Source organism: Vibrio sp. Sgm 5 (genome assembly GCF_026241575.1).
In the GTDB taxonomy this organism is placed as follows: domain Bacteria; phylum Pseudomonadota; class Gammaproteobacteria; order Enterobacterales; family Vibrionaceae; genus Vibrio; species Vibrio jasicida.
This window is the reverse complement of the sequence record NZ_JAPHPY010000007.1, coordinates 48,556-62,611: the sequence shown is the minus strand read 5'-3', so window position 1 is coordinate 62,611 and position 14,056 is coordinate 48,556. Positions and strand designations below refer to the sequence as shown.

The 14,056-nt window shown below is 46.0% G+C and carries 9 protein-coding genes; 5 read left to right on the top strand and 4 right to left on the bottom strand.

What is annotated here, in order from left to right:
• Positions 1-49: 49 nt before the first annotated feature.
• Positions 50-1,309: an alginate lyase family protein gene (locus OQJ86_RS05855; protein ID WP_038866974.1), complete on the bottom strand. Its 1,260-nt coding sequence runs from the start codon at positions 1,307-1,309 to the stop codon at positions 50-52.
• Between the two features lie 1,410 nt (positions 1,310-2,719).
• Between OQJ86_RS05855 and OQJ86_RS05850 the strand changes: the two genes are divergently transcribed.
• From OQJ86_RS05850 to OQJ86_RS05830, 5 genes are all read left to right on the top strand, one after another.
• Positions 2,720-4,501 carry a sodium:solute symporter family transporter gene (locus OQJ86_RS05850; protein WP_038866972.1) on the top strand — a complete coding sequence of 594 codons (1,782 nt, stop codon included), beginning with the start codon at positions 2,720-2,722 and terminating at the stop codon, positions 4,499-4,501.
• A 414-nt stretch (positions 4,502-4,915) separates the two neighbouring features.
• Complete coding sequence (locus OQJ86_RS05845) at positions 4,916-6,703, top strand: sodium:solute symporter family transporter (RefSeq protein ID WP_102388995.1); 1,788 nt, start codon at positions 4,916-4,918, stop codon at positions 6,701-6,703.
• A gap of 58 nt (positions 6,704-6,761) precedes the next feature.
• Positions 6,762-8,378: a polysaccharide lyase 6 family protein gene (locus tag OQJ86_RS05840; RefSeq protein ID WP_265987133.1), complete on the top strand. Its 1,617-nt coding sequence runs from the start codon at positions 6,762-6,764 to the stop codon at positions 8,376-8,378.
• A 179-nt stretch (positions 8,379-8,557) separates the two neighbouring features.
• On the top strand, positions 8,558-9,514 hold the full coding sequence (locus tag OQJ86_RS05835) for an AEC family transporter (protein WP_265987132.1): 957 nt from the start codon (positions 8,558-8,560) through the stop codon (positions 9,512-9,514).
• 87 nt (positions 9,515-9,601) lie between these two features.
• Positions 9,602-10,411, top strand: a complete 810-nt coding sequence (locus OQJ86_RS05830; protein ID WP_265987131.1) for a fumarylacetoacetate hydrolase family protein — start codon at positions 9,602-9,604, stop codon at positions 10,409-10,411.
• Positions 10,412-10,475: 64 nt separating this feature from the next.
• On the opposite strand, the gene OQJ86_RS05825 is transcribed toward OQJ86_RS05830, so the two are convergent.
• The 3 genes from OQJ86_RS05825 to OQJ86_RS05815 all read right to left on the bottom strand — a co-directional run bounded on the left by OQJ86_RS05825 (position 10,476) and on the right by OQJ86_RS05815 (position 13,971).
• Positions 10,476-11,177: a DUF1028 domain-containing protein gene (locus tag OQJ86_RS05825; protein WP_265987129.1), complete on the bottom strand. Its 702-nt coding sequence runs from the start codon at positions 11,175-11,177 to the stop codon at positions 10,476-10,478.
• A 21-nt stretch (positions 11,178-11,198) separates the two neighbouring features.
• The gene (locus OQJ86_RS05820; RefSeq protein WP_005437061.1) at positions 11,199-12,590 is read right to left on the bottom strand and encodes a YfcC family protein; all 1,392 of its coding nucleotides are present in this window, start codon (positions 12,588-12,590) and stop codon (positions 11,199-11,201) included.
• 133 nt (positions 12,591-12,723) lie between these two features.
• Complete coding sequence (locus OQJ86_RS05815; RefSeq protein ID WP_265987128.1) at positions 12,724-13,971, bottom strand: M20 family metallo-hydrolase; 1,248 nt, start codon at positions 13,969-13,971, stop codon at positions 12,724-12,726.
• Between the last annotated feature and the right edge of the window lie 85 nt (positions 13,972-14,056).

Genomic DNA, 14,056 nt, shown 5'->3' with positions numbered 1-14,056 from the left:
ATTGTATTTCAAAGTGGCGACGCGCATACACGCCGCCCTTTTTAGGGTTTTATTGTTTTGGGTAAAGCAATTCGATATCGCGCTGAGCCCAAACTTCTGCCAAGTTCTTCTTCACTGTGAAGCGGCTAAAGTCAGTTTCGCTTGCCAGTTTCACCCACTCAGGTTTCTCCATCGCCACACCTGCTTTTAGATAAATCGGTGTCATGCGCTCTACGCGGCGTGGATTGTCTTTCGCGGTGTATGGCCAGTCAGACGCAGGATCTTGATAAGTCGCCATTAGCTGAATACCTTGCGCTAATGAGCCACCTTTCTTGTTTTGGTAGTGCCATAGGTCGATGCCCACTTTGTCACCGATTTGAGCGATGCCGACCAATGGATCTAAACTGAAGTAGTGGTAGTGGTAAGCGCGAGTACGTTCGATTTCATGAGGCTGAGAGCCATCTTTTTCGAACTGAGTGTCTACGCGCATCTTGCCTTTTTGAACCATCTGTTTTGCTAAAGGTTCATTACCTAAGAAGTAAGCAATACTCGCGACTTGGAAGTCATACCAAGTACCATGGTTGTTTGCCGCAGCAGCTTCGCCTTTCGGACCACCTGATAGGTCATCAATGATCAACCAATCTAGGTATTCGCCGTACCATTGTGTAATTTGCTGTTCGTCTTTTTCCGTCCAAGCAGGAGAAAGTGAAAGGATGGCGATTGAGTCCAGCATGCGATCGGCCAGAGTACGCGTATCAATAATGCCGCCACGACGACCTTCTGCACGACCAGGTACACCCTGACCGTAATTCACATTCGGGTTCATCTTAGTTTCATCATTCATGAACCAAGTACGAACGTATTCGATACCTTGTTTTGCGTATTTCTCGTCTTGGCTGAAGTAATAAGCCAATGCCAATGCGCGAACAGAACGAGTGAAGTGACCAATACGTTTAGAATCTGTTTCAGCTGTTTTCGATGCAGGGTTGGTTTTGCCATCGTGACGAACCCAAGGAAGGCCATCTTCTTTCGATTCATCTGGCCACCAGTACGGGCTGATGCTCATGTAATCGTTTTTGCTACCGCTTGGTGGCGTCATGCCTTTCGCCGTTACCGTGAACGGGCCATCTTTCATCGCCAGTTCTGCTTCCTCAATCAGACGGTCGTACGCGTCTTTCATTGAATCGCTCGCTTTATCTGACTGTAAAACAGCGCGGTTTTGTTCAAGCGTTGCTTCATCAAGGAACACAAAGTCTGCAGCAAGAGTGTTAGCACTGAAAAGAATGGCGCTGAGGCAGGTTGCTAGATGTAGAGGTCGTAGGGGTTTCATTATTATCGGCCTTATATCTTGAGTTAAAATACTACAAATATAGTACCCAGCCGATGTTGAGCGTTCTGTGAATTAGATCTAATTGTATGATTTATCCAAGCTATCAAACTTTGTTACAACCACCAAGGTTCACATTAACTTATTGATATTAAATATATTACCGATATTTACGGCTCATTAATTGTCTTAATATTTAGGCTAAAAATGTGCTCTACCGCATATTTTTGCACCAAATGAGTTCACTTTTATTTGTCATACAATATAATCATTTTAAGTTTTTGAGACACAGAACATCAAATTGCTATTGACGCGCACTTTTTCGCTCTGTCTTTTTCTATATAGAGTCCAGTAACAGGTTAAGCATCGCTTGGTTATAGAGACGAAATGAGAAAGGCCGAGGCTATATAAGCAGAGGTCACTTATGTCAGGCTGAGACATAAGTGGATAGAAGAAATAAGTAAGTAGAAGAAATAGCAAATAGAAGCAAAGCACAGCGAACAAGATGGATGCGACCAGTGAAACTTTCGACATTGAAGAATACTGTTTTGTCATCCCTACTCGCTGTTGCTCAAGTCTTGATGGTTCTAAGCAGCTTGCTGTTGCTTCCAACAGTTGTGGTTCTCATTGGACTTAAGTGGCTGTAGCGGTTTGTCTTTTGTAACAGACACTTATAGAGACAAATCAACAGCCTGGTATCGCTATCAATAGGTAGCAAGCCAAGGAAAACGCTTAATTGGTTATGACTAATTGAGTTTTTAGGAGTAATTACTTAAGTGGGAAATGTTTAATACCAATCGGCATAGGTAAAACGCCGAGATCGAGCAGACGAGGATGTTTTGTGTCGATTGGTATAGTTGCTCCCATATCATAACAACACTTTACAGAGCCTAGCTTTGTTGAACTTTGCAATGATTGTCGAAGATCTTACAGCGTAACGTGCTTAGCAGCGATGAGAGATATACCCCTCGAGTATCTTTCAGCTACATCCAGAACCTCGTTTCACTGTTCTATTGCAATCCAACAGAGCCCTTGGCTCAGACGGTATCAATACCGTTTTTCGCCCACGCATTACAGGCATGTCGTGGGCGTTTTTTTATCTGCAATAGTCATACAAATCTGACAATAGTTCACACCTTCTTACTCCGTTGTAGCCCTTATTATCTAAGGCTATAAACGCTATTGAACCAATCGAGTGCATGCCAAAGCCATTGATAACTTGTCGTGATATTGACTTGGTGCACCCTTCCCTTTTTGAGTGCAATGTCAATATCCGATCACGATCACTTGTATGATTATTGAAATGACCCATTCCGGATCATTCGTCACGCTTTTGAGTTATTGTACTACAAATAAGCAAGCTGATAGTTAGTATTGCCTCAAGACATTAAATAACGATCAAAAGGTCTAAAGATGGAACTCAATACCCTTATTGTAGGCATCTACTTTCTATTCTTAATTGCAATAGGTTGGATGTTCAGAACGTTTACCAATACGACTAGTGACTATTTCCGAGGCGGCGGCAACATGCTTTGGTGGATGGTTGGTGCAACGGCCTTCATGACGCAGTTCTCTGCATGGACGTTTACTGGTGCTGCTGGTAAAGCTTATAACGATGGTTTCGCGGTTGCGGTTATCTTCCTAGCAAACGCATTCGGTTACTTCATGAACTTTGCTTATTTCGCACCAAAGTTCCGCCAGCTACGCGTAGTGACGGTAATTGAAGCGATTCGTATGCGTTTCGGCACCACGAACGAACAAGTCTTTACTTGGTCTTCAATGCCAAACAGTGTGGTATCTGCTGGTGTTTGGTTGAATGCACTGGCGATCATCGCTTCTGGTATTTTCGGCTTTGATATGACAGCAACCATCTGGATTACCGGTTTGGTGGTACTGATGATGTCAGTGACGGGTGGCTCTTGGGCGGTTATCGCGTCTGACTTCATGCAGATGGTCATTATCATGGCGGTAACGGTAACTTGTGCAGTTGTTGCGATCGTTCAAGGCGGCGGCATTACTGAAGTCATCAATAACTTCCCTGTCGCAGAAGGCGGTTCTTTCGTCTCTGGTAACAACCTGAACTACCTAAGCATCTTTAGCATTTGGGCGTTCTTCATCTTTGTTAAGCAGTTCTCTATTACTAACAACATGTTGAACTCTTACCGCTACCTTGCAGCAAAAGACTCGAAAAACGCGAAGAAAGCAGCATTGCTAGCGTGTGTTCTAATGCTAGGCGGTGTATTCATTTGGTTCATGCCTTCTTGGTACATTGCGGGTCAAGGCGTAGACCTATCAGCCGCTTACCCAGATGCAGGTAGCAAAGCAGGCGACTTCGCTTACCTTTACTTCGTACAAGAATACATGCCAGCAGGTATGGTTGGCCTTCTCGTAGCAGCAATGTTTGCCGCGACCATGTCTTCAATGGACTCAGGTCTAAACCGCAACTCTGGTATCTTCGTTAAGAACTTCTACGAACCAGTAGTTCGCCGTGGCCAAGCATCAGAGAAAGAGCTAGTAACGGTATCGAAAATTACGTCAACGGTATTTGGTATTGCCATCATCCTGGTTGCGCAGTTCATCAACTCACTAAAAGGTCTGAGCCTGTTCGACACCATGATGTACGTAGGTGCCTTGATCGGCTTCCCAATGACAATCCCTGCATTCCTTGGCTTCTTTATTAAGAAGACACCTGACTGGGCTGGTTGGGGCACGCTAATTGTCGGTGGTCTTGTCTCTTACGTTGTTGGTTTCGTTATCACTGCTGACATGGTTTCTTCAGCATTCGGTCTTGAGCAGCTTACTGGTCGTGAATGGTCAGACGTTAAAGTCGCGATTGGTCTAGTTGGCCACATTACGCTAACGGGTGGCTTCTTTGTTCTATCAACGCTGTTCTACAAGCCTCTAAGTGAGAAACGTCAGGCAGACGTAGATAAGTTCTTCGACAACCTATCAACACCACTTGTTGCTGAATCTGCAGAACAGAAAGTTCTTGATAACAAGCAACGTCAAATGCTTGGCAAACTCATCGCAGTCGCTGGTGTAGGCGTAATGCTGATGGCGCTACTGCCAAACCCAATGTGGGGACGCTTAGTCTTCATCTTGTGTGGTGCCATTGTTGGTGGCGTTGGTCTGCTACTTGTTAAAGCAGTCGACGACAACGGTACTCAAACCCAACAAGCGGTAACCGAAAGCTAAATCTGCCTTATGAAGCGGTTGTACTCAGCCGCTTCATTCTTCCCTTATCACTCAGGTCTATTTGTTTACTTTTTTGTTAAGTCCGTTGCGGTTGAGACATTAAATAACCAGCGAATTTAACAAAGAAATAATCATACAAAATAAGCAAAATGTATAACCAAAGTTTCTTGTTGAAACGATAAGCGAATGTAATTAACGGGGTTCCATACTGACAAAGCTCATCATAAGTTATTGAATAATCGATTTTAAGTTCACAACAATCAGTTCTTGCAGATAGAATCAGAAGAATGTACTGGGTCAATCCGATTTCCAGTATTAATCACTTCATCACACAATTGAATTATTGTAGTACAAATAAATAATTGAACGGATAATATATCTGGCAGAAATCAATGACTATGAGAAGGTCGAAAAATGGAACTCAATACCCTGATTGTTGGCATCTATTTCCTATTCCTCATTGCGATAGGCTGGATGTTTAGAACATTTACAAGCACCACCAGTGACTACTTCCGCGGGGGCGGCAACATGCTGTGGTGGATGGTAGGCGCAACGGCGTTTATGACCCAGTTCAGTGCTTGGACATTTACTGGTGCGGCCGGTAAAGCGTACACCGATGGCTTCGCTGTAGCGACTATCTTCTTAGCGAATGCGTTCGGTTACTTGATGAACTACCTGTACTTCGCACCGAAATTCCGCCAGCTGCGCGTTATCACGCCGATTGATGCGATTCGCATGCGCTTTGGTCGCTTTAACGAGCAAGTATTCACTTGGTCTGGCATGCCAAGCAGCGTGATTTCTGCGGGTATCTGGTTGAATGGTTTGGCGATCATCGCATCGGGCATTTTCGGCTTCGATATGACAACCACCATTTGGATCACGGGTTTAGTGGTGCTGATGATGTCCGTAACGGGCGGCTCTTGGGCGGTTATCGCATCTGATTTTATGCAAATGGTCATCATCATGGCAGTTACGGTTACGTGTGCTGTGGTAGCAGTAGTAAAAGGGGGCGGGATTACGGAAATCATTGCGAACTTCCCTGTTCAAGAAAACGGCTCTTTCGTAACGGGTAACAACCTGAACTACCTCAGTATTTTTGGTATCTGGGCAGTGTTCATTTTCTTAAAACAGTTCTCTATAAACAACAACATGTTGAACTGTCACCGTTACCTAGCTGCAAAAGACTCTAAGAACGCGAAGAAAGCGGCATTGCTTGCGTGTGTACTAATGACAGTGGGCGTATTTATTTGGTTTACCCCTTCTTGGTTCATTGCAAGCCAAGGTGTTGACCTATCGGCGCACTACCCAGATGCAGGTTCAAAAGCAGGTGATTTTGCTTACTTGTACTTTGTTGAGCAATACATGCCAGCGGGCATGGTTGGTCTGCTGATTTCTGCGATGTTTGCAGCGACGATGTCGTCAATGGACTCAGGTTTGAACCGTAACTCAGGCATCTTCGTGATGAACTTCTACTTGCCGATTCTGCGCCCGAACGCGACAGAAAAAGAGCTGATGATCGTATCGAAAATCACCTCTACCTTCTTCGGCATCGCGATCATCTTGATTGCTCTGTTCATCAACTCGCTAAAAGGTCTGAGCCTGTTCGACACCATGATGTACGTTGGCGCGTTGATTGGTTTCCCAATGACGATTCCCGCGTTCTGTGGCTTCTTCATCAAGAGAACACCGGACTGGGCTGGCTGGGGCACATTGGTGGTAGGTGGCATCGTGTCTTACACGGTTGGTTTTGTCATCACACCGGAAATGATTCAAAACTGGTTTGATCTTCAGCCTCTAACAGGTCGTGAATGGTCAGATCTAAAAGTTGCGGTTGGTTTGATTGGTCACTTGGTGTTTACCGCAGGCTTCTTTGCTCTGTCGACACTGTTCTACAAACCGCTTGAAGAGAAACGCCAACAAGACGTTGACCGCTTCTTCAATAACTTAGCAACACCGTTGGTTTCTGACTCAACGGAACAGAAAAAACTGGATAACAAACAACGCCAAATGTTGGGTTCGTTGATTGCTGTGTCTGGTGTGGGTGTGATGGCGATGTTCTTACTGCCTAACCCATTCTGGGGACGCATGATTTTCGTGTTCTGTGGTGTGATTGTTCTTGGCGTCGGCGTGGCGCTGATGAGAGCAGTCGATGGCAACGCAGAGCGCGCTTCTGAGGGGGCTCCGATAACGGAGAACTCATAACGAGAAACAAGCGGTTGAGTATTCAACCGCTTTTTGTGCTTCTACAAAGAGATACATTATGAAAAAAACAATGCTTGCTGGCGTGGTTGCCGCGTCCATTTCTGCCCTAACCTTAGTAGGTTGTAACACTTCACCTTCTCAAACGACGGAAGCTGCGGCTCCCGCTGTTGTTGAAACCGCGGTGAATGACATCACTCGCGATTACTTGCTTGCTACGGATCGCTTAAACACAGTGGACGGCAGCGCACTTAAAGCGCAATCAGCAGACGCTGTGCAAGCATTGAAACAACAGATGGAGAATACCGAAGACGGTACAACAATTACGATTCCTGCGGGTAAATACGCGGATCTTGATATCGTTACGGTGAAAGCCAACGACATTACCATCAAGGCGGAGCAACCTGGCAGCGTTTGGCTAACGGGTTTGGCTCAGCTTCGCCTTGAAGGTAACAACATCACTGTCGACGGTTTGGTGTTTACCGAAGGCGGCCCTGCTGAACGTTTCGGCGGCGTGCGTATGATGGGTAACAACAACACTTTGCAAAACTCTACGTTCTACTACTTCAACCACGCTTACGAATACCAACCGGACGAACGTCGCTCTGAATACCCGAAATATTTGTGGGTTTCACTTTGGGGTAAAGATGGCAAGGTGATCAATAACCGTTTTGAAGGTAAGCAAAAGCGCGGCACGTTAATTGGTGTACAAAAAGACGACACACCAGATAACCACCTTATTGCTAACAACATTTTCTTGGACCAAAAACCAAACCAGTTCAATGAGTTCGACATCAAAGAAGCGATTCGCTACAACGGCAACAGCTGGGAAGCGATTCGAATTGGTGACTCTAAATCTTCTCAATGGGCATCAAACTCTAAGTTCACCAACAACCTGATGATTGATATGGATGGTGAGCGTGAGCTGATTTCGATTAAGTCAGGCGGCAATGAAATCTCTGGCAACACCATCTTTGAAAGTGCCTCTCTGATTTCTCTTCGTCACGGTAAAGCGAACGTGGTGAAAGACAACGTGATTCTAGGTAATGAAAAACTGCTGACTGGCGGTATGCGTATTTATGATGAAGACCACGTGATTGAGAATAACTACATCACTGGCACGCGCGGTCGTGATGGCAAGATTGAAGGCAATGCGGATCTACGTGGCGGCATCGTGATCAACACCGGCATCATTGATGTAGCAAACGGCGAGCAACTAGACCAAGCAGTGAAAGGCAAAGAGCTCAACAAACAATGGACACCAAAGAACATCACCATTCGGAACAACACCCTTGTGGATACGGAATGGGGCATTGTCTACGGTAACCAAACGCACCGTGTGAGCCTGTTCAACAACAGTGAAGTGAAGAACATTTTCGCTGGCGTGGACGTTCACTTCGACAGCAACGTGGTTGATAACCACCAGCAAGAGCAATTCGTTAGCGTACGCGCGACAGAAGAGTTGCCGCTGGTGAATCCTATCTACAACAACGAAGTTTACGTCGGCGCGGTGACTAACGCAGAGCAAATCGCTTCTTACTCGGTAGAGCTACCAAAAAGCGAACAAGTGAAAGGCTTTACTCAATACCAAGGTGCTGGTGCAGATACGAGCAAGCTGTCTGTCGTAACGGCGGAAACAGCAGGGCCTGATTACCTCCTTTCAAACGCTCAAAAGTAATTCTGCTTTAGAGTTTGCTTCCAGTCTGGTGATACAAGCCAGACTGGTTTTCCTCTCCTTTCACCAGTAACCCCAAAATAACTGAAGAAAATTTCACCACCCTACTGTCTCCCAAGATTGAGTTGTGGTTTAATTGTATGACAATTATAAAACTCTTTTCTTTTGCTGCGGATACACTCATGGATGCTGTTTTACATCAGTTGCAATTCTCGTTGTCGATCACTGGCCCCATCTGCTTAATGCTGGTATTGGGCGTAATCTTCAAACGCATAGGGCTTATCAACGACAACTTTATCGAAGTCGGTTCTAAACTGGTGTTTCAGGTCACGCTACCTGCGATGTTGTTCTTGAGTATCGTCGTCTCCGAGCACGATTTCTCTGCTGCTAGCGGCTTCGTCAATTACGGCATTGTTGCCAGCATCGCGTTTTTCATCTTCACCTATGTTTCCGTCAAACTGTTCTTCAAATCTTCGCCCGACCAAGGCGTTTTAATCCAAGGTGGCTTTCGCGCCAATACGGGCATCATCGGCATTGCGTATGTGGCGAATGCTTACGGTTCACAAGGTGTGGCGCTGGCCGCGCTTTATGTTGCGGTAACCACCTTTATCTATAACGTACAAGCGGTGATTTGTTTGTCTCCAAAAGGCGCAACGTCTGGATCTCAAGCCGCCAAAATGATGGTGAGAACCTTAACGCGCAACCCACTGATCATCGCAATCGTCTCTGGCATGGTGTTCTACCTTCTGTCGATTCCGGTTCCGGATGTGGCGATTGATGCCGGTAACTATCTATCGAAAATGACACTTCCCCTCGCCCTTTTGTGTACCGGCGGCTCACTCGATTTAAGTTTGATGAAGAAAGAGAAAGGACCATCTTGGTTTGCTAGCAGCTACAAACTGATCGTCGCCCCTATTGTGATTACCACAGGCGCGTATTTAGTCGGCTTTAGAGGGATTGAGCTTGGAATTCTGTTCTTTATGAACGCCTCTCCTGTAGCGGCAGCAAGCTATGTTATGGCACGTTCGATGGGAGGAAACTCCGTCTTAGCAGCGAACATCATTGCTTTAACGACCGTGCTCTCTACAATCACTTGCACATTGGGTATCGTCATCCTTAAGAGTTACAGTCTCATTTAATCGAAACATATACCCAAGTGGGAGATATCGGCATACGCTTCCCTTTAATTAACCGATATAATGCGCTAAAAAATAAGGATTTCTAGAATGAAGCTCATCGCATTATGTTTAGGTGCGTGTTTAAGTGTTGTTAGCCTTGCCGCGAATGCCTCTTCAACGACATATGTTCGCTATCAACACCTCGGAAAAATCGGATACGGTAAGCTCGTTGAAGACTCAATTTATCCTCTTAAGGGGGATATTTTCTCTGACTCATCCCTTTCATCCCGAAAAATGTCTGTCCGTGATGTAAACCTGTTACTTCCAACTAAGCCTGAAAAAGTATTCGTTGTTCAAGCCCAAAAACAGCTTGGTGAAACACAAGCAAACGATTATCAATTTTCGTTTAAACTCCCCTCAGCCTTAATTTCGAAAGGTGTTCCTATTCAAATACCAACCGATGCGAAGAACATAGAGTATTCCAGTTCCCTAGTGGTCGTGATAGGAAAGCAAAGTAAGAACATCGATACCAAGCAAGCGTCAGCCGCTATATTTGGACTCACCGTTGGGGGCGATCTTACAGAAACAAACTGGCTGCAGCGTGATGCCCATTCGTTAAGAGCAAAAAGCGCAGACGGTTTTGCCCCAATTGCGAATGAGATCGTTCGCGGACTCGATTTCACCCAGATTCATGTTTCTACGCAAATCAACGGTAAAGCGATTAACAATGATGCCTTTGCTGAAATTACCTATTCTCCAGCAGAAATCGTGAGTGAACTCAGTCAGTATTTCACACTCAAACCGGGCGATTTAATTTACATCGACTTGCCAACTCACACTGTTGAAGTGAAAGATAACGATGTCGTTTCTGTTTCACTCAATGGCATCGTTAAAGTTGAAAACAAAATTATGTTTTAACCAATACAAAAAAGCCGAACAGCAATAACTGTTCGGCTTTTTATTTTGCGCGACATGAATCCTCTTACTGATTCGGCAATCCGTTGAGAAACTCTTGGAAGCTCGGTGCTTGTACGCGACTCAGTACCTTTCTCATGTCTTCAATTAGGCTATCGTCAGACCAATCAACGCGAATATCAATCGGTGCTTGCGTGTAGCTTTCAATACGAAGCGAAGCCGAATACGTACCGCGCTTATCGCCGCCTGCTTCCAACGCGGCTTCTAGTGCAGTTATGAGCACTTCCGCTAACCTTGCTTCGTAGTTCTCATGATATTGAGGTTTGTCCCCTGCTCTCACTTGATCGGCATTCAACATTGTTTGAGCCATAAATGAATCCGCAAAAGCTTCAATAACCGCGTCACTTTCTAACATGTTGCCTGCAACAGCGAGATCTTGAAAAGCAAGAGAACCCACGTGCGCGATATTCTCTTCACCGTTGATAAACGCCGCGTGGCCATGTTTATCCATTACCATGCATTGACGCTTAGCAAATTCAGCATCGCCCTCTTTCAAACGCTCAACCACATCATGGCAGCAAAGCCCTTGGGATAACCATCGCTTGGCGTTGTCCGCATACCAAGGGTTAGTAAATAAGCCTTGGGTGGCACACGCGCCAATCCCACGCCAACTGTGGTTTACGTAGCCACCGACGGCAACGCCGCCAGTCGCTGTAATGGAAGCCGATAACCCTGTTTCTGGGTTAACGTGTATAAGTGAAATCGTCATAGATTCTCAATATAAAAGGCGTTAGTAACCAACCATTTGTCCAACAAACAGAGCTACCCAACATAGAACATAAACGAACGCCATGAATGGCATGATGGCTTTGAGCCACTGCTCGTAAGACACGCGACCAAGTGCCAACATTGCTAGCGTACCACCAGAAGTCGGTACGATAAGGTTGGTCAGACCGTCACCCACTTGGAATGCGGTGATCATCAGCTGACGGCTCATGCCAGTGAGATCTGCCACAGGAATTAGGATTGGCATAGTAACCATTGCCTGACCAGAGCCCGATGGTACGAATAGGTTGATCACACCTTGCACCACACTCGCAACAATCGCAGAGATAGCAATCGGCATATCTTGAATAAGTGAGCTTAGCGCGTTAACGATGGTATCGATGATTTGCGCTTGGTCGAGGATGATTTGAATCGATGCCGCAACACCAATGACCAATGCGCCTGCGGTTACACCCGACGCACCTTCCATCATCTGCTTCACAATGCCATTGGCGCTTAAACCGTTGACTGCGCCGATCACAATCGCCATCAATAAGAACAGGCCTGCGATCTCGTTGATGTACCAACCATTGGCAAATACGCCGTAAAGCATCACACCAAGACCGGCTAGGAATACGCCCAGCGTCAGTTTGTCTTTCTTCTCTAGGTGGTATTCCGATAAATCTTTACTTAAGCCTTCTGCTGAATCTGGCTCTTTAAACTCCATCTTCGCTACACGAGTACAGATGTAGTATGACAGCAGTGCAAGAGAGGAAATCACCATCGCCGCACGCAGCCAAGCGCCCGAGAAAGTTGGCAGTTCAGCAATACCTTGAGCCACACCGACGGTATAAGGGTTGATTGGTGACAGTGCAAAGCCCACACCGATACCGCCCACCGCCATTACCGTACCGACAAGGCTGGAGTAACCAACCGCTGCAGAAATCAGAACTGCAACCGGAACAAGCGCGATGTTGTTCTCAAAGCCTACCGCCACGCCAAAGAAGCCGTAGATAAAGGTGCCGATGGTGATGATCAGATTACGGTTCTTCACACCCGCTTTGTTTACCGCCACACCAATTGCGTTCTCTAGCGCACCGGTGCGTTGCAAGATGTGGAACAAGCCACCAGCAATAAATACGATGAACAAGTAAGGCGCCGCGCTGATCAAACCTTTCGGAATCGCGACAAAAATATCAAAGAAATGCACCGCTGGAACGTCATTCAGATAGGCAAATGAGTTCGGCACAACCGTCGTTCGGCCATCGACAACAACGCGTGAGAATTCCCCCGCAGGCACAACAAAGGTCAGTAGGTAAGTCGCCACTAAAATCATAAAGATCAGGACCATCGGGTCCGGCATGCTTTTGTACCAAGCCTTTTTCTCTGTCGTCTCCATCTTCTTTGTCATATCCATAACAAAATCTCTCCTTAGTATAGGAATGAAAGCTCACTCGTTTGAGCAATCACGTTTGCAAGCAAAAACCAAAGCTTGGTTTTAAAAGTAAAAAAGAGGATGAATCCCCACCCTCTCTTGTTTTATTCGCGTGTTATTGATGCTTCATCAGCATGCAGAAATGGTTCAGCACTTCGACTGCGGCCATCAGATCTTTTTGTAGAATCGCTTCATCTGGATGGTGGCTAACCCCATCCGTACAACGCATAAACAGCATCGCAATGTCCGTTAATTCACACACCGCAAGACCATCATGCCCTGCACCACTGAATAGGTGCTTTGCTTCAATATTGGATAGCGAGATCGCCTGAGTCAGTGCCGAAGAGAGCGAATCAGAACAAGTGACCGCCGCTTGTTCGTAAGTTTGTTCATGGCGATACGCCAGGTTGTACTGCGTCATTAAGGTTTCGATGTTTGCCAGCATTTCTTGTCGTGCTGCAATACGAGAAGCATCATTTGGTGAGCGCAGCTCAATAGTGATGTCCGTTTGCTGAGGAATCACATTCACACCATTCGGGAAGTTGGCAATTTTGCCCACTACACCCACAAGGTCGTCTTCACGCTTACACAGTTGGTCAAACATATGAATGACCTGCGCAGCCCCAACTAGCGCATCTTGGCGCATGTCCATTGGCACTGTACCCGCGTGACCAGCTTTCCCTAGAACTGACAAAGTATGGCGCTCGATACCGGTGATGGCCGTAACCACACCCACAGGCAAATTCGCTTGCTCAAGTTGTGGGCCTTGCTCAATGTGCAGTTCCACAAAGCCCAACACCTTGTCTTTGTCGTAAGCATCTTGCGCAATAAGTTCTGGATGGCAACCGAATGAAGTCAGTGCTTCACGCATCGTAATACCGTAAGCATCGCGTGCATCCAAAACACTCGGGTCAAACGTTCCGGCAATGGCTTTTGAACCAAGTAATGTCGATTGGAATCGTGTGCCTTCTTCATCACTGAAGGCAATCACATCGATATGGAAAGGAAATTCGAATTTCTTCTGATGGAAATAATGAACCAAAGCGATAGGTAGGATGACACCTAAAATACCATCGTACTTACCACCATTTGGCACGGTATCTTGATGAGAACCAAAGATCAGCGTCTGCGCATTTGGGTTCGGGCTGTGGTAACGACCAATAAGGTTTGCCGCGTTATCCATGCGCACTTCCATGCCAGACAACAACATCCACTCGCGTAGCTTTTCATTTGCTCTCGCATGCTCTTCACTGGCACACAAACGCGTCACGCCTTCGCTATCTAGGTCATTGGTTTGGCTGCATTGAGCAATATCTTCCAACCATTCCCACGCTAGACTGGCCGTTTCTACAAATTTATCCATCTTGAATCGCTCTATTTCTAACCATGTTCATTTTTAATTTATCATGATAAATAGACTTTTTTGTGAGTGCGATTCGATCGATAAT